The sequence below is a fragment of the Mucilaginibacter aquaedulcis genome, from assembly GCF_030409325.1.
Taxonomy (GTDB): Bacteria; Bacteroidota; Bacteroidia; order Sphingobacteriales; family Sphingobacteriaceae; genus Mucilaginibacter; species Mucilaginibacter aquaedulcis.
On sequence record NZ_JAUFPR010000002.1, the window covers coordinates 1,057,769 to 1,082,218 of the forward strand.

Here is a 24,450-nt window from a genome sequence, read left to right on the forward strand (position 1 = left end):
AGGAACGGCTTTTTAATTGGATTCCGGCAGCTTTTTAATTTAACTGAGCTTATTATATTTACACTGATGACTGAAAAGCACGAAATATTAACCGATGTATTAAAAAACTTTGCCGGACTAACCGACAACGACATAGCTGCAGGCCTACCCTTGTGGCGCACACGTAAAATTTCAAAGGGCGATTTTTTTAATATGCAAAGCTTTGTGTGCACTGATCTGGCTTTAATCACTCAAGGTATCTTCAGGGTTTATTTTGTACACCCCGAAACATCCGAAGAAAAAAATGTTTACTTTTTTTCTGAAAAACAGTTTCTTGTTTCTTTCCGAAGCTTTATTAATCAATATCCTTGCTATTATTACATTCAGGCTATGGAACCTGCCGAAATCATATCTGTAAGCTATAAAGATCTGCAACATCTTTACACCACCCCTACAGGTTGGGAAAGATTTGGCCGCTTACTGGCCGAGCTATTTTTCAATTATTCACAAAGTCGGGCAGAAGAATTTCTATTCAATACCGCCGAGGAACGTTATCTTAAAATGCTGGGAGAGCATCCCAATATTATTAACCGCGTACCAGCTTACCATATCTCATCATATCTGGGTATTAAAAACCCGTCGTTAACCCGAATCAAGAAAAGATTATTAAAGCAACAGGAATAAAAAATTTTTAAATATTCCGTCCGATTTTCACCCAGGTGAAAATTTGTTTCTGTTATTGTGTTCAATTTTGTGTTATCAAAAATCAAAAAGAACAATAACATGAAAGCCAATAACATAACAACCAGCACAACTACAACAGCAAGTACAGCAAAAGCTTTACAAACGCTTTATTTTACCCGTACAGCATTTTCTGTAATTTGGGTTACACTAATAGCCATATATGCAAAAACCTCCCCTCAAATAGCAGCCATTTTACTGGTGATTTACCCAGCATGGGATGTGGTAGGTACTTTGCTTGACATCCGGGCTAATAAAAACAGTGGCGATTCATTAAAGCCACAGTATATTAACCTTGCAATAAGCATTGCCGTAACCTTTGCTGTTGGTTTTGCCTTAACTATAAGCGTACCTACTGCCATTATTGTATTTGGAATATGGGCAAGCCTAACCGGTATTATTCAATTGGTATTAGGTTTACGCAGAAAACGCGAACTCGGTGGCCAATGGCCCATGATATTAAGCGGTGGACAGTCTACACTTGCAGGTATCACATTTATTGCAATGGCGCATAACCCTACTATGGGTATAGTAAACCTTGCAGGTTACTCTGCATTTGGCGCATTTTATTATCTGCTAGCGGCATTGCGCCTTAGCAAAAGTGCTCGTACTGCCAATAAACTTGCCGAATAATGTCTCTTAAAAATTAATTAAAACGATGTTGATCTATAAATTTTGCAATTAAACCATTGCAAAATTTATAGATTTTTAATTTCTACACCTATTTTTTTAATTTCATTTACATGATAAATCCACCTGATATACAGACATTAGTGTTCAAACACACAATCAATTGTATTACTAATATCATATTTTTCAGGCCACATGCTTAACATACTCTTAACATATAAAGATTTTTTTTAAAACTATTGCAAAACAAAACTTCTTGCGTATATTTGTACCATAGTTATTTGTAAGGCGCTGAACGGCAGCAACAGATGGTTCGACTCCTCCCTTGCAACTCTTCTCATAATTTAGGTTTATAATTGGTTAGAACGCGCCCCTGCCCATCAGGGGCGCTTCTTGTTTCTATACATTTTTAAAGTAAATTAGCTTTCAAACAAAGTATAAAAACTGTTATATTAATCAGGTAAAATATCAGAATCATGAAAAACCCCGTCACCTTTATTTTAAAGCATGCAGATGGCAGTTTGAGAAATATTATTATTGAACCCTTATTGCTCTCTGATTTGAGCGAAAAGGGGATCTACAAGATCTACAAAACATCCATAGACAATGAATCAGCTTTGTTTACAGAAGAGCTGGAAATAGATGAAGGCCGGCCAGCCTTGCCTGACGAAGCTAATCCTGATTACCTGGGTACTTTAGAGATTGAACCCATGCGCCTGCAATGGAAATATACCGGTGATCTGCTTAATGCTGATGAACAAAAACAGGTCGCCAATTTTATCATTGACAGATATTGATCAGCTTCCTTTAACCTTCATTTTCATAATGTAAATTGCTTTAGAAGCAGTAATAAATAAAACATCCCTGTTTTTACCGCCAAAGCAAATATTGGCCGACCAAGGTTCGTCAATATCTATGTGTCCTATTTTTTCACCTTTCGGGTTAACAATAGTTATTCCTTTACCTGTTAAGTAAATATTCCCTTGCTCGTCAATGGTCATACCATCGCTTCCCTGGGCTATAAATAACGTACGATTGCTTAAGGAGCCATCTTTATTAATATCATACCTATAAGTTTTATTGTCACCTATATCGGCCACATATAATAATTTTCCATCAGGGGTACCTACAATACCATTAGGGCGTACAAATTTATCATCAACAATAACGGCTATGTGTTTTCCCTTTGGTAGGTAATATAATTTTTGACCATCCAGATCGGGCTTTTTGCGTGTCCAGTAATCACGTTGATAGTATGGATCGGTGATGTAAATGCCGCCGTCTGGCCTCACCCAAACATCGTTGGGGCCGTTAAACAAATGTCCCTCGTAGTCTTTTAATAAAACGGTCACTTTTCCTTTCGGGCTTATTGACCATAGCTCATCTTTAGCATCAGCACAGCTGATCAGGTTACCTTTCTTATCAAAATCCATCCCGTTTGAGCGGCCGGCGCTATCTAAAAAAACAGAGAGCTTACCATTAGTATGGTACTTCCAAATTTTGTTATTGGGCTGGTCGGTAAAAAAAACATTACCCCGCTTATCTGCCACGGGTCCTTCTGTAAAGGAAAATTGTTTGGCTACCAATTGCGGTTTTGTACCCGGCTCATATAACCCAGGTGCATCCTGGGCAAATGATTTACATGATATAATTAACAGTAAAAACAATACTGGCAGCCTTTTTATCATCTGGTTTTGATTTTAGTGGTTTGCTAATGTAGTATGTTTTTGTAAAGGAGGAAGTTTTTAGGTGTAAAAATAATGTTGTAAGTTTTTTAGTTTCTTTACCTCATTGTTTCAAAATATCAGCTGTGCATCATCCATAAAAAAACACCTTCTTCAAACTCATTAAAAACGCTATTTTTGCAAATTATTAAAATACCGTTTATAGTATGAGTATTGCACTATCCGAACAGGAAATTATACGCCGCGAATCTTTACAACAATTAAGGGCACTGGGCATTAACCCATACCCTGCCGAAGCTTTTGATGTTAATGCCTGGGCACAGGACATTACCGATAACTTCAATAATAAACCCGAGGCCTACCAAAATGTAGTTATTGCAGGCAGAATCATGACCCGCCGCATTATGGGCAGCGCGTCATTTGCCGAACTGCAGGACTCTACAGGCCGTGTACAGATCTACTTAAAGCGCGATGATATTTGCCCCGGTGAGGATAAAACGCTGTACAATACCGTATTTAAGAAACTGCTTGACATTGGCGATTATATTGGCGTTAAAGGCTATGTATTTTTAACCCAAACCGGCGAAATTTCTGTTCATGTTCGTGAACTGATCGTGCTTTCCAAATCACTTAAACCACTACCTGTGGTTAAACGTGAGGAAGATGGAACCATTCACGATGGTTTTACCGATCCGGAACTGCGTTACCGCCAACGTTATGTTGATTTAACAGTTAACCCGAATTACAAACAGATTTTCATTAACCGCTCCAAGGTGATCAGCAGCATGCGTAACTATTTTAACGCGCAAGGCTGGATGGAAGTGGAAACCCCTATACTACAGCCTGTACATGGCGGTGCAGCAGCGCGTCCGTTTGCTACACACCACAATACGTTGGATATGCCGCTGTTTTTACGCATTGCCAACGAACTGTACCTGAAACGCCTTATCGTAGCCGGCTTTGACGGTGTGTATGAGTTTGGTAAAATGTTCCGTAATGAAGGGATGGATCGTACGCACAATCCGGAATATACTGCCATGGAAATATATGTAGCTTATAAGGACTATATATGGATGATGGCTATGGTTGAAGAATGCTTAGAAACTGTTGCCAAAGCTGTACATGGTATCCCTGTGGTACAGGTTGGTAATAACGAAATAAACTTTGCCGGCCCATATGAAAAACTATCCATGTATGATTCCATCCTGAAATATACAGGTATTGATGTATCGGCTATGGATGAGGCTGGTTTGCGCGAAACCTGCAAAGAGCTCAACATTGAGGTTAACCCTACCATGGGTAAAGGCAAACTGATTGACGAGATATTTAGTGCCAAGGTTGAGCATAACCTGATACAACCTACTTATATTACCGACTACCCTATCGAGATGACCCCATTGGCCAAAAAACACCGTACCAAAGACGGCCTTGTGGAGCGTTTTGAGCTATTTGTAAACGGCAAGGAGATAGCTAATGCTTACTCTGAATTAAATGACCCTATTGACCAGCGTGAGCGTTTAGAGGAGCAGTTGATACTGGCTGGCCGTGGTGATGATGAGGCAATGGCGATGGACGACGACTTTTTGCGCGCACTGGAGTATGGTATGCCGCCAACATCTGGCCTTGGTGTAGGTATTGACCGCCTGGTGATGCTGATGACCAACCAGAGCACCATACAGGAAGTATTATTTTTCCCGCAGATGCGCCCGGAGAAGAAAGCTAAAGTTGCAAGCGCAGATGATTTTATTAATGCAGGTGTGCCTGCCGAATGGGTGCCTGTATTAAATAAAATGGGGTTTAATACCGTAGAAGAGTTAAAAGCCGGTAACCCAAACAAGGTATTTAATGATCTTGGTGGAATGCGTAAAAAATTAAAACTGGATATTACTATGCCTGCAAAAGAGGTGGTAATGGCCTGGTTTGAATAATCAAAACTTTACTATAATTAGAAAAGAGAGAGATGCATAAAACACATCTCTCTTTTTTTATTACCATAACTAATTATTTATTATAATTGCTGTAAAATTCAAAACTGCTCCTGCTTACAACTCCAAAAATCTGATAGCCTACTCTATATCAGTAATTTAATAACAATTTATTAATAAAAGCTTAAAATAAAGCGTACTTTAGGTTTAACTATGTTGATTATACTTGCAATAAACAACTATCATAAAAGTTATGACTAATTCAATTCTGGAGATTACCGAGAACGAATACCTGATAAAATTAAACAGGAATAACTTCAATTTATCATTTATCAGAAGCTTGCTGAAGATGGTTGAAGTAGCAAACCCAAGCGAAGAAAGCGATCATTCTTATAGCGACCGCGTAGTATCGCCCTATCAAAATCATTCTGCCACTGCCGACTATTTTAGCGCCATTGACGAAAAATAAAAGGGACGCATTTCGCGTCCCTTTTATTTTTTATGTTATTTCTATTTTTCCTTTCGGCTTTAATTCTAAAAGCTTCCTGTACTATTAAAACTGGCGATATCCGCCCCTTATTACCTGTTGTTTATCCATCTGAGCAAGCTGACCTTTCATCATCTTGATTTGCTCGGCCAATAATTTGTTTTTATCATCTTTTGTTGCTTCTGATAAATACATTTGAGCTTCGCGTTTGTTACGTTTGGCCATGGAGATACCTGCGAGGCTCAATTTAGCTAAAGCCGTATTGTGCGACATTTTCATACCCAGGGTAAGCGCTTTCTTAAAATACTTTTCTGATTTCATAGGAGCCTTGCGCGACTCGATCAAGCCGATCAATAGATTGTAGTAGCCATGCTGGTTTTTATGCAATTGTTTTTCGTAGTCGGTGATTTTCATCAACCAGGCTTCTGCTTTTTCTGAATTTTCTTTACGCAGGTAAAACTGCGATATGATCATATTCTCGTTAAAGAAAAAGCTTAGCAGCGTTACACCACCAAAAAACAACACTAAAATACCCCAGCCCCAAAATCCGAAAGCACAAAGCGCAACCGCCGCACCGAATAACACACAGGCTATAATTAGCCGAACAATATTTGACATAATTTGTGATACTATATATTGAGTGCAAATATCCGTTAATTTGTACGCTTAATCAACATTATATCAATATTTATGGCAAATGCATTAGACCCCTCCTGGCTTGAGGTTTTGAAAGACGAATTTGGTAAAGATTACATGATAAACCTGAAAGATTTCCTGCAGCAAGAAAAGGCTGCCGGCCAGGTAGTATACCCCAAAAACAGCGATATATTTAATGCATTTAACACCACCCATTTTGACAATGTTAAAGTGGTGATATTAGGCCAGGACCCTTACCACGGAGCTCATCAGGCACATGGGCTTTCATTTTCAGTACAAAAGGGCATCGCTATCCCCCGCTCGCTGATCAACATCTATAAGGAGTTAAAAACTGATATACTCGGTTTCCAGCCCCCTGCGCATGGCAACCTGGAAGAATGGGCCCAGCAAGGTGTATTGTTACTCAATGCTACATTAACCGTACGTGCAGGCAATGCGGGTTCGCACCAAAAAAAGGGTTGGGAAGAATTTACCGACCAGGTGATCAAAACCATATCCGACAAAAAGGAAGGTATTATATTTATACTTTGGGGAGCCTTTGCACAATCAAAGGCAGCATTAATTGATGAAAAGAAACATTTTATCATTAAATCGGCTCACCCTTCGCCCTTCTCCGCCGAACGAGGTTTTTTCGGCAGCAAACCATTCTCAAAAACAAATGCAATATTACAAAAAGAGGGTAAGCAACCTATTGATTGGCAGATACATTAGGTAAATGTGTAGATTTAAGATGTGTAGATATGCAAATGAAAAACAACTTAAATTTTTGATAAAAAAAATGTGCAAATCAGCTCTTGAAGCTTATTTGCACATCTGAAATCTGCACATCAATCCTCTAATACTCCAACGGAACTATTGGCTCCTTTTTACTTGTCGACATGATCATCATGGTTTGAAAAGTTTTTACAACCGTAATACGGCTGATCTTTTCCATGATCAGTTGTTCATATGATTTTATGTCGCGCACGTAAACCTTCAGTAAAAAATCGCACTGCCCGGTTACGTGATGACACTCGGTAACTTCTTTAATGTGCTTAATTTCATCCAGAAATGTTTGGATGGTATTTTTCTGATGAAAATCGAGTGATATCTGGATAAATGTTTTTATCCCTAAGCCCAGTTTCTCCTCATCAACAAGGGCGTGATAACTTTTAATATATTCAGCGTTCTCCAGTTTACGAACACGCTCTAAGGTTGGTGCTGGTGAAAGCCCTATCTCGTTTGACAATTGGAGGTTGGTTATCCTTCCGTTTTCCTGTAATATCTTAAGTATTTGAAGATCTATTTTGTCTAATTCAGCAGCCATTAGGTTACAATAATGTATGCAAATATACAGTTTTCCACACTTCACCAAATTATATTTCACACAAAAGTACTTGAACAGAAATATATTTCCTTAACCTTCACAATTTAGATAAGTCTAAATTTTTTATTAGATTTGTATAAATGAACACATTAGCCGAGGAAAACTATTTAAAATCTATTTATCACCTATCTATGGGCGATGAAAATGTGAGCACCAATCAAATTGCCGCGGCATTAAATACTAAAGCATCATCGGTAACAGACATGTTAAAAAAACTGGCCGATAAAGCGCTAATTAATTATACCCGCTATCAGGGCGTAAGCCTTACCCCGTCCGGCCAAAAAATAGCTGTGAGTATTATCCGCAAACACCGTTTATGGGAATACTTCCTGGTAGAGAAACTCAACTTCAGGTGGGATCAGGTACATGATATGGCCGAAGAAATGGAACACATCTCATCAGAAGAATTGATTGACAGGCTGGATAAATTTATGGATTACCCGCAGCATGATCCACATGGTGAGCCTATACCTGACTGCAACGGCAACTTTAAATCATCGGAGCTTAAGCCCGTATCAGCACTTGAACTGAATAACAGCGGTGTAATATCCGGGGTTCGGGATCAAACCTCATCGTTTTTACAATATCTCGAAAAGCAAGAGCTTACCATTGGCAAAAGTATAAAAGTAATGGAGATCATAGCCTTTGATCATTCTGTGGTTTTACAAATTGAAAACAAAAAAGAAGTACACATTAGTCGCGAAGCGGCAAATAATTTACTGGTAGCCCTATGAGCAGCAACAACAACCAATCATTAGGTAACGTACATGGTTCGGTAAACACCGAAAATAAAACAGGCTGGCGTAAGATAATGGCATTTCTTGGCCCTGCTTACCTGGTAAGCGTTGGCTATATGGATCCGGGTAACTGGGCAACCGATATTGCAGGCGGCAGTGCTTTTGGCTATAAATTAATATGGGTGTTGTTTGTATCCAACCTTATAGCGCTTCTTTTACAATCATTAAGCGCCAGGCTGGGCATCGTGCGCGGGCTCGATCTGGCACAGGCTTCCAAAAACGCCTATCCTCGCTTTGTAAACTTCTGCCTATACATACTTGCCCAAATAGCCATTATTGCCTGCGATTTGGCCGAGATCATTGGTATGGCCATAGGACTGAAGCTATTGTTTCACCTTCCGCTGATCTGGGGCGTATCGCTCACCATTACTGATACCGTGCTTATGCTTTACCTGATGAACAAAGGCATGCGCAAGCTGGAGGGCTTTATAATATCCATGATATTTATAGTCGGGCTATCATTTTTAATAGAGATGTTTATTGTGCGTCCAGATGTGATAGAAATTGCCAAGGGTTTTGCACCAACTAACCTAAGCGGCGAGGCCTTATACATTGCCATAGGTATTATTGGTGCTACCGTGATGCCGCATAATCTTTACCTGCATTCGTCGCTGGTGCAAACCAGGCAGATAACCCGCACGGATGAAGGCATTAAATCGGCTATTAAATTTAATTTATTTGATACCGTTATCGCGCTTAACCTGGCTTTTTTTGTAAATGCGGCCATTCTAATATTGGCAGCAACAGCATTTTTCAAGAACGGTTATTTTAAAGTTGCAGAGATACAGGATGCTTACAAACTGCTCGAACATATTTTTGGTAGCATCGCCCCGGCACTATTTGCCATCGCGTTAATAGCTTCGGGACAAAGCTCAACCATAACAGGTACCCTTGCCGGGCAAATCATAATGGAGGGTCATATTAACCTGCGAATTGAGCCCTGGCTGCGTCGTTTGCTTACACGGTTATTGGCTATTTTGCCCGCCATGTTAACCATAATTTATTTTGGTGAAGATGCTTTAGGCAACCTCCTTGTATTAAGTCAGGTAGTACTGAGTTTACAGCTTGGTTTCGCGGTTATTCCGCTCATTCACTTTACCTCTGATAAAAAGCGGATGGGAAACTTTGCTATCAGCCTAAAAGTAAAAATACTGGCATGGGCCAGCGCAATAGGCATCGTGGGTTTAAACGTTAAGTTGGTTTACGAACAATTGGCTGATTGGATAAAAGGAAACCCAGCTGCAGATATATGGATCTATGCTCTGGTGATACCTATTGTAATTGGTATTGCATTACTATTGATTTATGTATTTATAAGGCCAATGTTATTTAAACATGCTGATAAACCCGCCTACCTTCCACATGGCATAGCAAGTGCAATTACCGAACTTGATGCCATAACGTATAAACATATTGCCATCACTATAGATTTTTCAAAAAATGATAATGATTGCCTTCGTCATGCCATAATGCAGGGTGGAAAACGAGCCGATTATACTTTGATACACGTAGTAGAAACCGCAGGCGCTCGTTATTATGGTAAGCAAGTTTTGGATAACGAAACTCAAAGCGATGTGGACAACCTTGATAAATACGTTAACGCTATGGAAAAGCTGGGATACAAAGCACAAGCACAAATTGGCTATGGTAGCCCGGCCAGGTCAATTGCAAAAATTGTGAATGAAGAAAATATAGATTTTATAGTAATGGGCTCGCATGGCCATAAAGCGCTTAAAGATCTTATTTTTGGCACCACGGTAAACTCCGTGAGGCACATGGTTAATGTGCCTGTACTGGTAGTGAAACCGCAATAACAATAATAATGCATTACTTATTTAAAACTTAGCACAGCCGCTTTACGGCTGGCACAGAATAACAAGGCTAAAATTTATGTAAGTTTGCAACAAAGGAACAGGAAGAAAAATGTCTGAGGATAAAATATATATAAAAAACAAGAAAGCTTATTTTGAATACCATATACTGGATAAATACGTAGCTGGTATTAAGCTGCTGGGCACCGAAATTAAATCTATTAGGGAAGGAAAGGCTAATATTAACGATGCCTTTTGCACTTTTATTAGTAACCAGTTATATGTACGCAACCTGCATATATCAGAATACTCATTCGGCTCATTTTATAACCATGAGGCAAAGCGCGACCGGGTGTTGCTGCTCAATAAGAAAGAACTTAAAAAATTACTCACCCGGGGCGAAGATAAAGGTTTAACCATTGTACCTCTTGCTTTATTTATTAGCGAACGTGGTTTTGCCAAACTGGAGATAGGCCTGGCTCAGGGTAAAAAGACTTTTGATAAACGGGAAACACTGAAAGAGCGTGATACCAAGGTTGAAATGGACAGAGCAATGAAGAGATAATACCTGTCATCGTCAAAATATTCACATTTTACAAACAAAGGTTTCTTTTAAGAAACCTTTGTTTGTTTAGTAGGTTATATGATTCAATATAAACAGATCATTAAACCATCAATTACTAACCATGAGCAAAGAAATTAACATACAAGCGCAAACTAAATTTGGCGAAGCTGTAAATACCGAAAATTGGGACTTAATAAGGGAAGTTGTGGCAACTGATTCCATTGATCACGACCCTGGAGAAGGGCAAGTGCAGGGCCCAGAAGGATATATCGCTTTTTTTAAACAGTTTCGCACCGCTTTTCCCGATCTTAAAGTAGAAGTGGTTCATCTGGTAGCTGATGAAGATAACCTTGCTTTTGCATATGAATTAACCGGAACTCACCAGGGCGATTTTCAAGGCATACCACCTACAAACAAACCTTTTAAAGCACGGGGAGTACAAATAAGCAAGTTCAAAGACGGTAAAATAGTTGAACGCTGGGGTAGTTCAGATGTTTTGGGTATTCTTACACAGATAGGTGCACAACTGAAATAATTTAGAAGCCCGGATGTTCGATTTCTATCTCTAATCAAAAGTAATAGTTCCGAAATCGAACATCCTAATTCCGAAATCCCTTACCAGGCCTTATCCCCTACCAGCGGCACAAACCTGAAGGTATCAAGTACTATTTTTTCATAATCATGCTCACCAACTTTTAGTACGGTAACCATTTTCTGTGTTTCTTCATCTCCCACCGGGATTACAAGGATCCCTCCTATTTTCAATTGTTTTAAAAGCACATCTGGCACGGTTGGAGCTCCCGCGGTTACAATGATCTTATCATAAGGGGCATATTCTGCTTTACCTATAGAACCGTCGCCGCAAAAAAATTGGGGCTTGTAACCCATCTTTTCAGGCAAAATAAATCTGGTACGCTCATAAAGTTTTTCCTGCCGCTCAATAGTATAAACGGTGGCGCCAAGTTCAAGTAATATACAGGTTTGATAGCCCGAACCGGTACCTATTTCCAAAACCTTATCGCCTTTACGAATGTGCAGCAGTTCGGTTTGGTAGGCTACGGTATAAGGCTGCGAAATGGTTTGTCCTTCACCTATCGGAAAAGCGATGTCGTTGTAAGCCTGGTTCCAGAAAGTTTCGTCGAAAAAATAGTGGCGCGGTACTTTGCCAATGGCCAATAAAACTTCTTCATCCTGAATACCTTTTTTGTGCAGGATGTCAACCAACCGTTTTCGGGCACCTTTCTCGCGATAATTATCAATATACTTATAAGCCATTTACAAGGCAAAGTTAGCAGGAATTTCAGCATTAAAGTGATGCCGCAAACGTAACAAAGGCTAATTCATTATGTGTTAACCGATAAAAAGTTTACATGATTTAAGGATTAGGGAAGGATTTAAAGGATTTTATCCGGTTAATTATATTTTCAGTTGTTCTGAGAAATATCTCTAATTTTAATATGTTTGAATTATTTCATCAACCTAAAACTTTCGCATCTAACTTATAACTTTAAATCTCCAAAATGATATTAATGCAATAACACACAAAATTATAGGCTGTGCCATGCAAGTTCACAATACATTAGGAAGTGGGTTCCAGGAAATTATTTATCAAAGATCATTGGCGTTAGAGATGAAATTGGCAGGGCTAAAATTTGAGAGGGAAAAAGAAATACCCATATTTTATCGAAACGAATTAATGGGTAATCGCAGAGTTGACTTCTTTGTTGAAGAATGTGTTATGCTGGAATTAAAGGCTGTTGAAACAATAAACGATTTACATAAAGCTCAAGCTATTAATTACTTAGAAGCTTATAATTTATCAGACGGCTTATTAATAAACTTTGGAGGATTAAGTTTAGAGTTTAAACGCATGTATAACAAAAAATTAGTTAACAGACTAACTAATAAATCTTAAACCAAACTAAATCCAAATCCTGTAAATCATCTTAAATCCTTTAATCCTGTTTAATAAGGATCAACGTCAGGCTGAATGATACTACCCTTGCTTAATTTAGTAGTTTGAAACTGAACAATCACATCGCGCAGGATTGCTTTAGCCTTAACAATGGAGATGCCATCCTTCTCAAACTTAAGCATGATCGATTTGATGTAATAATTACGAATACGGCTGATTAACGGTGACTCAGGGCCAATTACCCGCTCGCCAAAATGCCGGCGCAGTTCGTTACCCAGGTAGTTGGCCTGGTTATACAATACCTCAGGATCTTTATGTTTAATATCAAGATTAATAATGCGGTAAAACGGAGGATACTTAAAACTTTTCCGCTCTTCCATTTCGGTCACATACAGATCATTGTAGTCATTTCCAATCACTTGCTTAATTACCCGGTGATTAGGGTCATAGGTTTGTATCACTACATTCCCTTGCTTACCCCGGCGGCCAGCCCTCCCGCTCACTTGTGCCAGCATCTGAAAACTGCGTTCATTGGCACGATAATCCGGGAATTTAAGCATACTATCGGCGTTAATAATACCAATCAAGGTAACATCAGCAAAATCAAGCCCTTTGGCTACCATTTGTGTGCCTACTAATATATCGATCTTCTTTTCTTCGAGGTCATTCAATATGGTTTGCAGCGAGTTCCGGGCACGCGTAGTATCCAGATCCATGCGGGCGATGCGGGCTTCCGGAAGCAGCAGACTCAATTCATCTTCAATTTTCTCCGTTCCAAAGCCCTTATACTCTAAATGAGTTGATCCACAGGCCGGGCAAATAGAAGGCGAATCTTCCTTATATCCGCAATAATGGCAATGCAGTTTACCGCTGCTTTTATGATAGGTTAGGCTTACATCGCAATTAATACATTTAGGTGTGTAAGCACATATTTTACACATCAGTACAGGCGCGTACCCTCTGCGGTTTTGAAACAGGATCACCTGCTCTTTATTGGTCAACGCCTGATTAATACCCTCCATCAATACACTTGTAAAGTGCGACTGTATGGTTTTCTGTTTAGTTTCATGACTTATACTCACTACCTGTACTTCGGGTAGCTGTACACCGCCATAGCGCTCTGTAAGCTCTGCAAAACCGTATTTACCATTACGGGCATTATAATAGCTTTCAAATGATGGCGTGGCCGAGCCCAGCAATACTTTACCCTGGTGTGCATTAGCTAAGAAAATGGCCGCATCGCGGGCATTATACCTTGGCGCCGGGTCAAATTGCTTGTATGAAGTTTCATGCTCTTCATCAATAACTATAAGCCCCAAGTCATTAAAAGGCAAAAACACTGATGAACGGGCACCCAATATTAGCTTGTAATCATTATTCAGCACCTTTTGCCAAACCTCAACCCTTTCGTTATCATTAAAACGCGAATGGTAAACACCAATATCCGAACCGAAATACAAGCGCAGCCTCTCTATAATATGGGTTGTGAGGGCAATCTCGGGCAGCAGGTAAAGTACCTGCCTATCATTACGCATCATTTCTTCAATGAGCCTGATATAAAGCTGTGTTTTGCCTGATGAAGTTACACCATGCAACAGTACCACATCTTTTTCCAGAAATTGCTGACGTATACTTTGCAGCACTCCGGTTTGCTGGTCGCTTAGCTCAAAATTGTTATCAAAATCATCTTCTGCCTCGAAATGCAGGCGGCTCACATTTTTTTCTTCAGCAAAAAGGATTTCTTTTTCTATAAGCGACTTTATGCTTGATTCACCCGCACCGCTTTCTTCAATCAGCTCATTTTTGGTAATAGCCTTTTGATGGCGGGCCAGTTTAATATAAGCAAGCAATGCATCGGCCTGCTTGGGTGCGCGCTTTTCCAAAATAGGGAAAAGTTCCCTTAGGTTTTCGGGGTTATTATAAACCGGATTAAGCGAAATGAATGTACGCTTGCGGGGTTTATAACGCTCACTCACCTCCTCTGATATATGAATGATGTTTTTTTCAAACATCAGCTTCAGGATAGGCATCACCGTTTTTTGTCCAAGTAACTTGGCAATGTCACTTATGGTTAGTTCGGGCTGGATATCCAGTGCCTCTACAATTAAAAATTCTTTATCGTGGAGGGTTGAGCGGTCAATATCATAATCCTTATTGAGAACAATGCGGGTTTCACTGGCCAGTTTTAATGCGGCAGGCAGGGCGGCATTCATCACCTCACCAATGTTGCACATGTAGTAATCGGCCAGCCATTGCCAAAAATGTAATTGATGAGCAGTTACTACAGGCCTATCGTCGAGAATTTCAATGATATATTTGGCCTCATACTTTTCAGGAGCCAGCGAACTGATCTCCTTAACTATAGCTGTATAAAGCTTGCTTTTGCCAAATTGCACCACAACCCGTTTTCCAACAGCTATAGCATCATTTTGCTCGTATGGAACCCTGTAGGTATAGTTTTTTGAAATTGCGAGCGGTAAAATCACTTCAGCAAAAAGCGTTTTACGATCGGTGTGTTCAATTTCAGCAAATTCTAACATCTTAAACTCTTAAAAACTAAATTCTAAACCCTAAAGGGAAATTCTAAAAGGAAAACTCTAAAAGCTGAATCTCAAACTTCAAAAATCCAAAATCGAAAATCCGAAGTCTCAAATCAAAATTACTTATTCCGGAAGGCAGCCAGTGCCAGTGTTAACCAACCTAAAATAAACAGCAGGCCTCCCAGCGGTGTAATTGGCCCCAGGGCTATAAGCCAATCCCAACCTAAAATACTGCGGCATGATAACAGGTATAATGAACCCGAAAAACATATTATGCCGAAAGTAAAAAAGTAATAAGAGGCTGCAATGAGCTTATTTTTAAACCTGGCAAAGGTTGATAGAAACAGTAAGGCAAATACGTGGTAAAAGTTGTATTGAACAGCAGTGTGCCATACTTCGAGCTGACTTGCTGGTAATAAGGCTTTTAAACCATGCGCACCAAACGCGCCGGTTATAACGGCCAGCATCCCAAAAACCGATGCTGTAATAATTATTTGTTTGTTCATGCAGATATAAAAAGCTAAGTTAACCAATTGAAAGTATTACTTTAATGCCGCAAGGTAAAATTCTATCTTTGTACAGCAACCTGCCATGAAACGACTGATAGTTACTACCTTAATTTTGCTTGCCGCAGCTATAACAATAACGGTTGTTTATTTTAAAAATTTAAATCCGCCGGGAGTACGTACCAGCCAGGTAATGCGTTCCATTCCCGATAATGCTGCCGCGGTATTTGAATTCAATAATGAGAAAGGCTTTTATGAAATTTTCAAGGGTAGTACCCTCTTGGGTGCCGTTGCTGGAAAAGATAAACTTGCTGCGTTAGATAGTGCTCGCAGGTTATTATTATCGGCACCACAGCTCGATCATTTTTTTAACGGGCAAAACATTTTCATATCCATCCACCCCTCAAACGGTAATGATATTAATTTACTGATCACCACCACCGCAACAAACGATTTTAAGATAGAGGATTTCATCAAACTAAATACACAGCCAAACAGTGGTTTAACCATTACCCCTATACAAAACACTGTTGGGGCCGAATATGATGTTCTGATTAAAAGCATCAACAAACATTTTTACATCATCAAAAAAGACTACAATATTTTTGCCGGGAGCTTTTCAAAAGAGCTGATTGATCAAAGTATATTATACCGCGATGATAAAAACCGGAATGTTTTTGTTCCCCTGCCCGATCAGCAAAATGCTAATTCACTGGCCAATTTATATATTAATTATGCCCAGCTACAGCCTTTATTTGATCAGTTATTTAAGAACAAGAACACTGATATTTTCAAAAGCTTTAAGCTGTTACCAGCCATAGCGGCCTTAAGTTTAAATTACAAAAATGATGCTTTGATGTTTAATGGTTTTACCACCATACAACATAACCATACCACAGGTTATCTGAATCTGTTTGCTGCACAGCAGCCTGTTGCTAATCACTTAAAAGATATTTTTCCGGCAACAACTGCTTACAGTATAAATTTTTCAGTTTCCGATCCGCAAAGATTTTCGGCTGATCTTTCACAATGGCATATCAGGGCTGGTATCGGGAATGAGAAAAACCAGTTATTCAGCAAAATAAAGGCAGAAGCCGGGCTGTTTTTAAAACCTGAGTTTGAGCACCTGCTTGGCAACGAATTTGCTGTAGTTACCACTCGTTACCAGGAAAAATACGCAATTATTTCGGTTAAAGATGGATCAAAATTATTACCGCTCATGATGAACATCAGCACCATGACCAATGATAATATAGGGCAATTTAATTATGATAAACTTCCGTTCTACTTATTGGGCGATGCCTTCAGCATTTTCAGGAAGCCTTATTTTATGATCGTTGATAATTACCTTGTATTGGCCACCACAGCATCGGAATTAAAAAGCTACTCGGATACTTACTACAACCGTAAGTTTATAAGTAAAATAGATCAGTATAATCAGTTTGATGATCTGCTGGCCGAAAGAAGCAACGTTGCTTTTTTCATCAACTTCAAAAACTCCCAGCCTATATTAAAAAGAGATCTTAAAGATGCTTTTTATGATGCCTTTGAAAACCAGGTACCCAGCTGGAAAAGCTATTACGGTGCCGCATATCAGTTTACAGCTTCCGATAAAAATTTTTATACTAATTTTTGCATGCGCCTGAATACTGTAGATAGCACTACCGTTAAAAGTGAAGCTAAATGAAGTAATACACAACTATAAGCAGCCAAATACGTTTAAACAAGTACCGTAATTTGTAATATTTTTATTGATAACCAATTTGGAAACCTATCTTTAAAGCAATTACAAACAATGGATTGAGCTTGTTAAACTACCTTATGAATAAAGTTTTAATCATTTTTTGCTTACTATGCTTCTCCTTATCGGTTTCTGCCCAGCAGTTTTCACAATATAATACCAATACCCTTTTTGATTCTTTTGAAAACCCTTCACAAAGATCATTTATACCCGATTCAAGCCGGCAACTGGCATTTAACTTCCTGATTCCTAATTTTGATATCAACACTTACCTGACCGGGAACATGCAACCGGGAATAAAGAGCCGTTTATTTGCCGATAATGCTTTTTATGATACCGGACGGCTAAAAGTTGGGCAAGGGAAGTACAACCATTTTAATGCAAATGCTAATGCATACTCCATCATGTTCAAAATTTTCACCAGTTTGAATGGAGATGTGGAGATGGGTTTTTCGATGCAAACCAAGGCAGAAAGCCGGGGTTATTTTTCAGATGAGTCACTTGCTATTTTTAACGGTGTTCAGAAGTTCCCCCTTAACGCTTATGATAATATATTTAATGACCATTACTCCTATCAGGCATATCACCAGTTAGGTTTCTCCTATCGCGAACGCATCAATAAGAAAATCGCTATCGGATTTAAATTAAGCGCATTGCTGGGTATACAATATCAAAAAATTGATATTAATCAATCAGCCATCAGTTTTGACAGAAGCGACTTCAATAACCCAAAAGCCCTCCTTTATCTTCAGGGACGTTATTACGATAGCTACATTCCCGGCCTTACAACTGCTCATGACTATTTACCAACTTTCAGAAATCCTGGAGCAGCTATTACATTAGGGGCATCATATAAAACCGACGACCGTATAACTATCCAGGCCAATGTAAAAGACCTTGGTTTTATTCACTGGAGCAAAAGATCAAATATTTATAATTTTAACAATGCTGATTCTTTGCGGGATTTAGTATCTATACACCGTGAGGATACCATTTATAACCGAACTCACAAATTATTGAAGAATAATGGTATCATACAATCATTTACAACCCCGATAAATGGGCGTGCTGAAATAAGCGCCACCAAAAGCTACTGGCTTGATGATAATAACCAATTTAAATACTCACCTACACTTATAGCTTCAAAAGAATTGTTTTTCGCCGGCTTTACTGGTGCATTGGTTAATCATTTTCAGTACAGAAACTTTACAGCTACGCTTACTACCAGTTATGACGATATGAAATTTTTCAACGTCGGTACGCAGTTTATGGTAAAATCGTCCAATGTTGAGTTTTTTATTGGCAGCGACAGGCTGGTCAATACCGGAAAGCTTGCACTTGCCTCATTAGGAAGTGCAGGTCAGATAAGTAATGTGGATAATTATACCGGTGGTGATTTGTACCTGGGATTTGCACTTAAATTTGGACATTTAATTGAACACCCCATGAATGCAAGCTTTATCCCGATGGGCGAAAAGGGCTTTTTTGGTAGATTATTTGGCCGGTTGTTTAAAACCGACAGATAGGTTATAATGCCTTTTTCCCGGCAATAAAGTCTTTAAGATAATAAGGCTCAAAATAAGCTACATCCTCAAATTCCTGTTTACTATATTTTTCTGCCGCCTTTTGAGTAAGATAAGTTGCCGAATTAACAAATCCAGTTATAAACTGAGCATTTGGGTTGGTTCCTAATATAGCTTCACATTTATCAGCACCATCGCCAAAAAATAAAATTTTGTGCGAGCTTAAAAACTCAGCAAAACTATGCTCGTCAATAATATCGGCAGCGGTTGGTCTAACCTTTACTCCTTCATTTTTAAACAACGCACAATAAACTTCCATACGTCGCGCATCAATCATGGGGCATAAAAGCGTATTTTTATCTACTACTATCTCTTCGTTGTTTAAAACACCATAAGCCATCGCCTCCAGAGTTTCAATGGCGATAAGTGGCTTATTAAGCGCAAAGCATAAGCCCTTAGCAGTTGATATACCTATACGCAGCCCAGTGTATGATCCAGGGCCGCTGCTAACAGCAATGGCATCAAGATCATCGTAAATTAAGCCGGCAGCTGTTACCAGTTCTTCTATAAAAAGCGTAATAACTTCGGCGTGTATATTACGCTCGTTGATCTGTTTAAAAGCCGAAACATTACCATCAATAGCCAGCGCTACTGAGCAGGATGTAGTTGCAGTTTCTATTTGTAAAATAACACTCATCTTTTTTAGTATTGAGTTGTGCTTATTGAGTTATGAATACTGGAATCAGGTAATTTCTAATTTACCACTCAGCACTCCTAACTCAAAACTTAAACTTTAAATTATGGAACCGGATCATGGCCATGACCGCCCCACGGATGGCAGCTGGCAATGCGTTTCAAAGTTAACCATCCGCCTTTAAAAGCCCCATGTTTTTTTATAGCTTCAACACCGTACTGGGAACAGGTTGGTGTATACCGGCACGAAGCGCCTGTAAGCGGAGAGATAAAATACTGATATATCTTTATCAGCAATATAAAAATGCTTCCAACAAGCGCTTTCAATATCCTGATAACAGCGTTCATACTATTTAACGGGGATATTATCTGTAGCAGCCAATTGCCCTGCAAGCTGACCAAGCAGCTTCAGCATTTTTTTTTCAATTACACTGTAAGGCTCAATTTCTTTACCTATATATCCTATGGATAGTACAATTGTTTTATCGGCTGATTGTAATAGATTGTATAAGCCTTGCTGCTTATGAAGCCTGTACGACTCGCGCATGCACCGCTTTATTAAATTACGGTCAACAGCATGTTTATAACGCCTTTTGGGCACAGAAAATAAAACCTGTACAGGAAATAGCTGTGGTTCAGAATTATATAACCACGAAGCCTTAAAGGGATAACACAAAAAAGAAGAGCCGTTATGAAAAAGCTTATCAATAAGCCTTTTATTACATAACCGTTCTTCTTTTTTAAAAGTATACATAGTTGCCATTATTGAACCGGACATTAAGCTATAAACGGTCCATGTCCCTTATGAAAGGACCAAGCAACCTGAATTATGCCTTATGACGACCCTCGTCAGAAACTGTTAATCTTTTTCTGCCTTTAGCTCTTCTGGCTGCTAAAATTCTTCTACCGTTAGCAGTTGACATGCGTTCACGGAATCCGTGTTTGTTTCTTCTTTTTCTTTGAGAAGGCTGGAAAGTTCTTTTCATGACTATATATTTATTCTATTCGATCGTTTTAAAAACAAGAGCGCAAATGTAGTAATATTTTAAAACATTTCAAATACTAATTTCATATTTGCTCATCCATGTTTCTTAAGTAAATTAAGCGTTTTAAATCGGCATTATGAAATCATTAGCTATCCTGCTTATAATATGCTTACCATCAATTGTTTTCGGACAGGTTATATCCACCGCACACTATAAAATATATAATACCTCCACCCAAAAAACAGCCACAATCACCGAAATTATTGACAATAGTAGCCAGGCTGATGTATTATTTTTTGGCGAAGAGCATAACGATTCAACCGGCCATAACCTGGAATATGCCTTATTTAAGGGGCTGACGGAAAAATATGCCGGACGCACAGCACTCTCAATGGAAATGTTTCAAACAGATTGCCAGTTGGTTTTAAACGAATATTTAAGCGATGCCATCCGCGAAAAAAATATGATCAGCGATGCCCGCGCATGGCCAAACTACACGGATTACCGACCGATGGTTGAACTTGCAAAACTTAACCATTTACCGGTTATTGCTGCTAATGCTCCTTCGCGCTATACTAATATGGTTACCCGCAACGGCCTTGCAAGCTTGCAGCAATTAACTGCACAAGCCAAAAGTTATCTTGCCCCCTTACCTATTGATACTGCTACAGGCGCTTATTATGATAAATTTGTAAAAATAATGGGAGGGCATGAAGCCATGGCCGGTATGCAGATCTATCAATCGCAAAACCTTTGGGATGCTACCATGGCATGGTCAATCGCCAAATTTTTAAAAGATCATCCCCAATTCAAGATATTACAGCTAAATGGCGGTTTCCATAGCGAAGAAAAACTGGGAGCAGTTGCACAACTAAAAAAGTATGCTCCAAAGGCACGGGTACTTACTATAGCATCTTATGCCGATGATAACTTTGAAAATCCTGACTGGAATAAATTCAGGCAAATGGCCGATTATATTATCTTAACCGATACCAAAACAGAAGATCAATAATTATTGGTTACCGGTGGCGTGGAGCGGGGTTCCTGGTCAGTTTTACCGAACCTCTCAAAATCCGCTCCACGCACCAGGTTATGCTTTTTTAGCTAACAGATCGCGAATCTCTGTGAGTAAAACTTCTTCTTTAGTCGGTGCAGGTTCTGCAGCAGGAGCAGCTTCCTCTGGTTTTTTAAGCGAATTTATTGCTTTAACAACCATAAAAATACAGAAGGCAATAATCAGGAACTCTATTACTGTATTAATAAAGTTTCCGTATGTGATAGCAACTTCTGCCACCTTGTTGGCTGGGTCGCCAGGTTTTATCACTATTTTAAGATTCTTAAAATCGATACCCCCGGTTAAATAGCCAATTGGCGGCATAATTACATCATTCACCAACGAGGTAACAATTTTACCGAAAGCAGCTCCAATGATAACACCCACTGCGAGATCAACAACGTTGCCACGCATGGCGAATTCTTTAAATTCTTTGATTATTGCCATAATGATAGATTTTTGATTATTGAGGGTAACGGATTAAAAGGATTTTGGTTTACCTAATATAGCTAATAAAGCCGAAGGTTGTAAAAAAGTAACTGATAAATTTGAAATGCTTTCAAACAAATTAATTTTTTTAATATTAAAGCATTGCTCATATACCATAAGATATTTTAAAGTTATTGGTAATTGATGTATTTTTGAACACATCTTAATTATGCTTAAACAGAATCTTCAACAAAAACTACTACAAAAGCTTTCACCACAGCAAATACAATTTATAAAATTGCTGCAGGTGCCTACGGTTTCTCTTGATACACGTATAAAAGAGGAACTTGAAGAAAATCCCGCACTTGAAGATCTGAGCCTTACTAATTTAAGCGAACCTGAAGAACAATATCCTGACCGTGATCCTGATGAAGACTCCTACAATGGCGACGAAGAAAAAGGTGAAATGGATGAGTTTAATATTGATGATTACCTGCAGGAAGATAACGTAAATGACTACGGATCGCGCTACGACCAAAACGGTGACGATGAGGATGAGCGCAAAGAAATACCCATTGCTGTACAGAGCTCATTTTTTGAAAGCCTGCAACTGCAGCTTGACCTGTTGCCTTTAAGCGATAAGGATTTCAAAATAGGGCAACAAATAATTGGCAGTTTGGATGATGACGGCTATTTGCGCCGTCCGATCATGTCATTAACTGATGATCTGGCTTTTTCGCAAAACGTAATGGCCGAGGATGAAGAGGTTGAGGACATGCTGAAAGTGATCCAAAGCTTTGATCCCGCCGGAGTTGGTGCGCGCAGCCTTCAAGAATGCTTGCTGATTCAGCTTCGTAAAAAAGACAGTAATGACCCCATCATTGCTAAAGCCATTATTGTGGTTGAACAATATCTTGATGAGTTTACCCGTAAGCATTATGACAAGCTCGAAAAATCATTAAACATGGGCTCAAATGAGTTGCGGGCAGTTATTAATGAGATTTTAAAGCTTAACCCGAAACCAGGCGATTCCAATGAACTGAATACCAAACAAATGCAGGTGATACCTGATTTTCATATCACCAATAATGATGGCGTTCTGATACTAACGTTAAACTCTAAAAACGCACCCGAACTAAGGGTAAGCCGCTCATACCAGGAAATGTTCCAGCACTATGATAAGGCTGCACAAAGAGACAAAAAGTTAAAGGAAGCGGTACAGTTTGTAAAGCAAAAGCTCGATTCGGCTAAGTGGTTTATTGATGCCATTAAACAGCGTCAGCAAACTTTGCTAAAAACCATGAACGCCATTATGCAGTATCAGTATGAGTTCTTTTTAACAGGCGACGACAAGAACCTGAAACCCATGATATTAAAAGATATTGCTGATAGGATTAACATGGATATTTCCACAGTATCACGGGTTGCTAACTCAAAATACGTACAGACTGAATTTGGCACTTTCCTGCTAAAATCATTCTTCTCTGAGGCTATCCAGACCGAAAGCGGCGAAGAGGTATCAAACAAAGAGGTTAAAAAAATACTGGAAGAACATATAGGCAAGGAAGACAAACGTCATCCGTTGGCCGACGAAAAACTGACCGATATTTTAAAAGACGCTGGCTATAACATTGCCCGCCGCACCGTCGCCAAATACCGCGAACAAATGAACATCCCGGTAGCAAGGTTAAGAAGGGAGCTGTAGCCAGAGCAAATGTGCAGATATGCAGATGTGCGAATTTTAAATGTACAGATATTAGAAAACTAAGAAGCCCTGTTTTTATTAAACAGGGCTTCTTAGTTTTCGTCATTTGGCACATTTGCATATTCACACATCTGCCCATCTAAACCTCCCCCCTTTAGCGGGGCGGAGGGCTAAACGTTACATATTTTTATTTGAAAGCCTTAGCCAGGGTTTCCAGCTCCATATTTGCGATCTGTAATTTATAGGTAAGTTCTTTATTTTCTTTACGAAGCGTATAAATTTCTATAGCATTTTGAATGTGGATCCTCAATTCATCATTTTGCCATGGCTTTACAAGATACCTGTAAACCTGTCCCCGGTTTATGGCATCAATAACCGCGTTGATGTCAGAAAATCCGGTCAGCAAAATCCTGATGGTATCAGGATAAACGTTCAAAATCGATTCCAGGAATTCAATGCCTGTAGTTACCGGCATCCGCTGATCTGTTATAATTACGCCAACTTCATGACTATCTAAAACTTTTCTTCCTTCGGCAGCGCTGCTGGCGGTATATATATTAAAATCGCGCCTGAATGCCGCTTTAAAACTATTCAGATTATTTATTTCGTCATCAACATACAACACTCCTACAGGCATACACAATGGCTTTAGTAAACGGTTAATAGTTATAAAAACTGCTGTCAAAAGTAAATTTATACAAAGTTTAATTTACTA

At 39.2% G+C, this 24,450-nt stretch carries 27 protein-coding genes; 15 read left to right on the forward strand and 12 right to left on the reverse strand.

The genetic code is table 11. The features are described from left to right. The first annotated feature begins 66 nt into the window (after positions 1-66). The 3 genes from QWZ01_RS08920 to QWZ01_RS08930 all read left to right on the forward strand — a co-directional run bounded on the left by QWZ01_RS08920 (position 67) and on the right by QWZ01_RS08930 (position 2,147). A complete protein-coding gene (locus QWZ01_RS08920; protein ID WP_290322959.1) occupies positions 67-663 on the forward strand; it encodes a Crp/Fnr family transcriptional regulator in 597 nt (198 codons plus the stop codon). Positions 664-762: 99 nt separating this feature from the next. Continuing rightward, positions 763-1,353 (forward strand): DUF308 domain-containing protein, encoded by a 591-nt coding sequence (locus QWZ01_RS08925; RefSeq protein WP_290322960.1) that lies wholly within the window; start codon positions 763-765, stop codon positions 1,351-1,353. Between the two features lie 473 nt (positions 1,354-1,826). Next, the gene (locus QWZ01_RS08930; protein ID WP_290322961.1) at positions 1,827-2,147 is read left to right on the forward strand and encodes a hypothetical protein; all 321 of its coding nucleotides are present in this window, start codon (positions 1,827-1,829) and stop codon (positions 2,145-2,147) included. On the opposite strand, the gene QWZ01_RS08935 is transcribed toward QWZ01_RS08930, so the two are convergent. After that, positions 2,148-3,038, reverse strand: coding sequence for an SMP-30/gluconolactonase/LRE family protein (locus QWZ01_RS08935; protein ID WP_290322962.1), 891 nt, complete (start codon positions 3,036-3,038; stop codon positions 2,148-2,150). It abuts the gene before it with no gap. A gap of 203 nt (positions 3,039-3,241) precedes the next feature. Between QWZ01_RS08935 and lysS the strand changes: the two genes are divergently transcribed. Beyond that, the gene (gene lysS / locus QWZ01_RS08940) at positions 3,242-4,963 is read left to right on the forward strand and encodes a lysine--tRNA ligase (protein WP_290322963.1); all 1,722 of its coding nucleotides are present in this window, start codon (positions 3,242-3,244) and stop codon (positions 4,961-4,963) included. Positions 4,964-5,213: 250 nt separating this feature from the next. Then, positions 5,214-5,429, forward strand: a complete 216-nt coding sequence (locus QWZ01_RS08945) for a hypothetical protein (RefSeq protein ID WP_290322964.1) — start codon at positions 5,214-5,216, stop codon at positions 5,427-5,429. Positions 5,430-5,513: 84 nt separating this feature from the next. On the opposite strand, the gene QWZ01_RS08950 is transcribed toward QWZ01_RS08945, so the two are convergent. Next, complete coding sequence (locus QWZ01_RS08950) at positions 5,514-6,065, reverse strand: DUF2892 domain-containing protein (protein WP_290322965.1); 552 nt, start codon at positions 6,063-6,065, stop codon at positions 5,514-5,516. A gap of 72 nt (positions 6,066-6,137) precedes the next feature. Between QWZ01_RS08950 and ung the strand changes: the two genes are divergently transcribed. Continuing rightward, entirely contained in the window at positions 6,138-6,815 is a 678-nt protein-coding gene (gene ung / locus QWZ01_RS08955; RefSeq protein ID WP_290322966.1) for a uracil-DNA glycosylase, read from the forward strand. A 124-nt stretch (positions 6,816-6,939) separates the two neighbouring features. On the opposite strand, the gene QWZ01_RS08960 is transcribed toward ung, so the two are convergent. Beyond that, positions 6,940-7,410 carry an Lrp/AsnC family transcriptional regulator gene (locus tag QWZ01_RS08960; protein WP_090465496.1) on the reverse strand — a complete coding sequence of 157 codons (471 nt, stop codon included), beginning with the start codon at positions 7,408-7,410 and terminating at the stop codon, positions 6,940-6,942. 140 nt (positions 7,411-7,550) lie between these two features. Between QWZ01_RS08960 and QWZ01_RS08965 the strand changes: the two genes are divergently transcribed. From QWZ01_RS08965 to QWZ01_RS08980, 4 genes are all read left to right on the forward strand, one after another. Next, the gene (locus tag QWZ01_RS08965; protein ID WP_290322967.1) at positions 7,551-8,204 is read left to right on the forward strand and encodes a metal-dependent transcriptional regulator; all 654 of its coding nucleotides are present in this window, start codon (positions 7,551-7,553) and stop codon (positions 8,202-8,204) included. Next, positions 8,201-10,081: an Nramp family divalent metal transporter gene (locus QWZ01_RS08970; protein WP_290322968.1), complete on the forward strand. Its 1,881-nt coding sequence runs from the start codon at positions 8,201-8,203 to the stop codon at positions 10,079-10,081. Before QWZ01_RS08965 ends, QWZ01_RS08970 begins: the two co-directional genes overlap by 4 nt. Before the next feature lie 109 nt (positions 10,082-10,190). Continuing rightward, entirely contained in the window at positions 10,191-10,643 is a 453-nt protein-coding gene (gene smpB / locus QWZ01_RS08975; protein WP_290322969.1) for an SsrA-binding protein SmpB, read from the forward strand. Between the two features lie 121 nt (positions 10,644-10,764). After that, positions 10,765-11,178: an ester cyclase gene (locus QWZ01_RS08980; protein ID WP_290322970.1), complete on the forward strand. Its 414-nt coding sequence runs from the start codon at positions 10,765-10,767 to the stop codon at positions 11,176-11,178. Between the two features lie 80 nt (positions 11,179-11,258). On the opposite strand, the gene QWZ01_RS08985 is transcribed toward QWZ01_RS08980, so the two are convergent. Then, positions 11,259-11,918 carry a protein-L-isoaspartate(D-aspartate) O-methyltransferase gene (locus QWZ01_RS08985; RefSeq protein WP_290322971.1) on the reverse strand — a complete coding sequence of 220 codons (660 nt, stop codon included), beginning with the start codon at positions 11,916-11,918 and terminating at the stop codon, positions 11,259-11,261. 259 nt (positions 11,919-12,177) lie between these two features. Between QWZ01_RS08985 and QWZ01_RS08990 the strand changes: the two genes are divergently transcribed. Then, positions 12,178-12,558, forward strand: coding sequence for a GxxExxY protein (locus QWZ01_RS08990; RefSeq protein WP_290324600.1), 381 nt, complete (start codon positions 12,178-12,180; stop codon positions 12,556-12,558). A 50-nt stretch (positions 12,559-12,608) separates the two neighbouring features. Here QWZ01_RS08990 and priA read toward each other — a convergent pair whose 3' ends face one another. Continuing rightward, positions 12,609-15,098, reverse strand: coding sequence for a replication restart helicase PriA (priA, locus tag QWZ01_RS08995; protein ID WP_290322972.1), 2,490 nt, complete (start codon positions 15,096-15,098; stop codon positions 12,609-12,611). Positions 15,099-15,217: 119 nt separating this feature from the next. Then, positions 15,218-15,604: a DUF423 domain-containing protein gene (locus QWZ01_RS09000; RefSeq protein ID WP_290322974.1), complete on the reverse strand. Its 387-nt coding sequence runs from the start codon at positions 15,602-15,604 to the stop codon at positions 15,218-15,220. A gap of 85 nt (positions 15,605-15,689) precedes the next feature. Here QWZ01_RS09000 and QWZ01_RS09005 point away from each other — a divergent pair, with 85 nt between their 5' ends. Then, on the forward strand, positions 15,690-17,291 hold the full coding sequence (locus QWZ01_RS09005) for a hypothetical protein (protein WP_290322975.1): 1,602 nt from the start codon (positions 15,690-15,692) through the stop codon (positions 17,289-17,291). Between the two features lie 134 nt (positions 17,292-17,425). Then, the gene (locus QWZ01_RS09010; protein ID WP_290322976.1) at positions 17,426-18,871 is read left to right on the forward strand and encodes a DUF5723 family protein; all 1,446 of its coding nucleotides are present in this window, start codon (positions 17,426-17,428) and stop codon (positions 18,869-18,871) included. A 1-nt stretch (position 18,872) separates the two neighbouring features. Here the strand turns inward: QWZ01_RS09010 and tsaB are convergent, their stop codons facing one another. The 4 genes from tsaB to rpmH all read right to left on the reverse strand — a co-directional run bounded on the left by tsaB (position 18,873) and on the right by rpmH (position 20,547). Next, positions 18,873-19,565, reverse strand: a complete 693-nt coding sequence (tsaB, locus tag QWZ01_RS09015; protein WP_290322977.1) for a tRNA (adenosine(37)-N6)-threonylcarbamoyltransferase complex dimerization subunit type 1 TsaB — start codon at positions 19,563-19,565, stop codon at positions 18,873-18,875. Positions 19,566-19,666: 101 nt separating this feature from the next. After that, positions 19,667-19,909 carry a membrane protein insertion efficiency factor YidD gene (gene yidD, locus QWZ01_RS09020; RefSeq protein WP_290322978.1) on the reverse strand — a complete coding sequence of 81 codons (243 nt, stop codon included), beginning with the start codon at positions 19,907-19,909 and terminating at the stop codon, positions 19,667-19,669. Position 19,910: 1 nt separating this feature from the next. Continuing rightward, positions 19,911-20,339 carry a ribonuclease P protein component gene (locus tag QWZ01_RS09025; protein ID WP_353959393.1) on the reverse strand — a complete coding sequence of 143 codons (429 nt, stop codon included), beginning with the start codon at positions 20,337-20,339 and terminating at the stop codon, positions 19,911-19,913. Positions 20,340-20,388: 49 nt separating this feature from the next. Continuing rightward, positions 20,389-20,547: a 50S ribosomal protein L34 gene (gene rpmH, locus QWZ01_RS09030; protein ID WP_110583460.1), complete on the reverse strand. Its 159-nt coding sequence runs from the start codon at positions 20,545-20,547 to the stop codon at positions 20,389-20,391. A gap of 136 nt (positions 20,548-20,683) precedes the next feature. Here rpmH and QWZ01_RS09035 point away from each other — a divergent pair, with 136 nt between their 5' ends. Then, positions 20,684-21,559 (forward strand): ChaN family lipoprotein, encoded by an 876-nt coding sequence (locus tag QWZ01_RS09035; protein WP_290322980.1) that lies wholly within the window; start codon positions 20,684-20,686, stop codon positions 21,557-21,559. Between the two features lie 78 nt (positions 21,560-21,637). Here QWZ01_RS09035 and mscL read toward each other — a convergent pair whose 3' ends face one another. Continuing rightward, positions 21,638-22,048, reverse strand: coding sequence for a large-conductance mechanosensitive channel protein MscL (mscL, locus tag QWZ01_RS09040; protein WP_290322981.1), 411 nt, complete (start codon positions 22,046-22,048; stop codon positions 21,638-21,640). A 211-nt stretch (positions 22,049-22,259) separates the two neighbouring features. On the opposite strand from mscL, the gene rpoN reads away from it, so the two are divergent. Then, positions 22,260-23,735: an RNA polymerase factor sigma-54 gene (gene rpoN / locus QWZ01_RS09045; RefSeq protein WP_290322982.1), complete on the forward strand. Its 1,476-nt coding sequence runs from the start codon at positions 22,260-22,262 to the stop codon at positions 23,733-23,735. Positions 23,736-23,922: 187 nt separating this feature from the next. Here the strand turns inward: rpoN and QWZ01_RS09050 are convergent, their stop codons facing one another. Further along, positions 23,923-24,372: a response regulator gene (locus QWZ01_RS09050; protein ID WP_290322983.1), complete on the reverse strand. Its 450-nt coding sequence runs from the start codon at positions 24,370-24,372 to the stop codon at positions 23,923-23,925. Positions 24,373-24,450 lie beyond the last annotated feature (78 nt).

Excerpts from the sequence above, each read along its gene's own strand:
- QWZ01_RS08920 (WP_290322959.1), top strand. The coding sequence starts at position 67 with ATGACTGAAAAGCACGAAATATTAACCGATGTATTAAAAAACTTTGCC.
- QWZ01_RS08925 (WP_290322960.1), top strand. The coding sequence starts at position 763 with ATGAAAGCCAATAACATAACAACCAGCACAACTACAACAGCAAGTACA.
- QWZ01_RS08930 (WP_290322961.1), top strand. The coding sequence starts at position 1,827 with ATGAAAAACCCCGTCACCTTTATTTTAAAGCATGCAGATGGCAGTTTG.
- QWZ01_RS08935 (WP_290322962.1), bottom strand. The coding sequence starts at position 3,038 with ATGATAAAAAGGCTGCCAGTATTGTTTTTACTGTTAATTATATCATGT.
- lysS (WP_290322963.1), top strand. The coding sequence starts at position 3,242 with ATGAGTATTGCACTATCCGAACAGGAAATTATACGCCGCGAATCTTTA.
- QWZ01_RS08945 (WP_290322964.1), top strand. The coding sequence starts at position 5,214 with ATGACTAATTCAATTCTGGAGATTACCGAGAACGAATACCTGATAAAA.
- QWZ01_RS08950 (WP_290322965.1), bottom strand. The coding sequence starts at position 6,065 with ATGTCAAATATTGTTCGGCTAATTATAGCCTGTGTGTTATTCGGTGCG.
- ung (WP_290322966.1), top strand. The coding sequence starts at position 6,138 with ATGGCAAATGCATTAGACCCCTCCTGGCTTGAGGTTTTGAAAGACGAA.
- QWZ01_RS08960 (WP_090465496.1), bottom strand. The coding sequence starts at position 7,410 with ATGGCTGCTGAATTAGACAAAATAGATCTTCAAATACTTAAGATATTA.
- QWZ01_RS08965 (WP_290322967.1), top strand. The coding sequence starts at position 7,551 with ATGAACACATTAGCCGAGGAAAACTATTTAAAATCTATTTATCACCTA.
- QWZ01_RS08970 (WP_290322968.1), top strand. The coding sequence starts at position 8,201 with ATGAGCAGCAACAACAACCAATCATTAGGTAACGTACATGGTTCGGTA.
- smpB (WP_290322969.1), top strand. The coding sequence starts at position 10,191 with ATGTCTGAGGATAAAATATATATAAAAAACAAGAAAGCTTATTTTGAA.
- QWZ01_RS08980 (WP_290322970.1), top strand. The coding sequence starts at position 10,765 with ATGAGCAAAGAAATTAACATACAAGCGCAAACTAAATTTGGCGAAGCT.
- QWZ01_RS08985 (WP_290322971.1), bottom strand. The coding sequence starts at position 11,918 with ATGGCTTATAAGTATATTGATAATTATCGCGAGAAAGGTGCCCGAAAA.
- priA (WP_290322972.1), bottom strand. The coding sequence starts at position 15,098 with ATGTTAGAATTTGCTGAAATTGAACACACCGATCGTAAAACGCTTTTT.
- QWZ01_RS09000 (WP_290322974.1), bottom strand. The coding sequence starts at position 15,604 with ATGAACAAACAAATAATTATTACAGCATCGGTTTTTGGGATGCTGGCC.
- QWZ01_RS09005 (WP_290322975.1), top strand. The coding sequence starts at position 15,690 with ATGAAACGACTGATAGTTACTACCTTAATTTTGCTTGCCGCAGCTATA.
- QWZ01_RS09010 (WP_290322976.1), top strand. The coding sequence starts at position 17,426 with ATGAATAAAGTTTTAATCATTTTTTGCTTACTATGCTTCTCCTTATCG.
- tsaB (WP_290322977.1), bottom strand. The coding sequence starts at position 19,565 with ATGAGTGTTATTTTACAAATAGAAACTGCAACTACATCCTGCTCAGTA.
- yidD (WP_290322978.1), bottom strand. The coding sequence starts at position 19,909 with ATGAACGCTGTTATCAGGATATTGAAAGCGCTTGTTGGAAGCATTTTT.
- QWZ01_RS09025 (WP_353959393.1), bottom strand. The coding sequence starts at position 20,339 with ATGTCCGGTTCAATAATGGCAACTATGTATACTTTTAAAAAAGAAGAA.
- rpmH (WP_110583460.1), bottom strand. The coding sequence starts at position 20,547 with ATGAAAAGAACTTTCCAGCCTTCTCAAAGAAAAAGAAGAAACAAACAC.
- QWZ01_RS09035 (WP_290322980.1), top strand. The coding sequence starts at position 20,684 with ATGAAATCATTAGCTATCCTGCTTATAATATGCTTACCATCAATTGTT.
- mscL (WP_290322981.1), bottom strand. The coding sequence starts at position 22,048 with ATGGCAATAATCAAAGAATTTAAAGAATTCGCCATGCGTGGCAACGTT.
- rpoN (WP_290322982.1), top strand. The coding sequence starts at position 22,260 with ATGCTTAAACAGAATCTTCAACAAAAACTACTACAAAAGCTTTCACCA.
- QWZ01_RS09050 (WP_290322983.1), bottom strand. The coding sequence starts at position 24,372 with ATGCCTGTAGGAGTGTTGTATGTTGATGACGAAATAAATAATCTGAAT.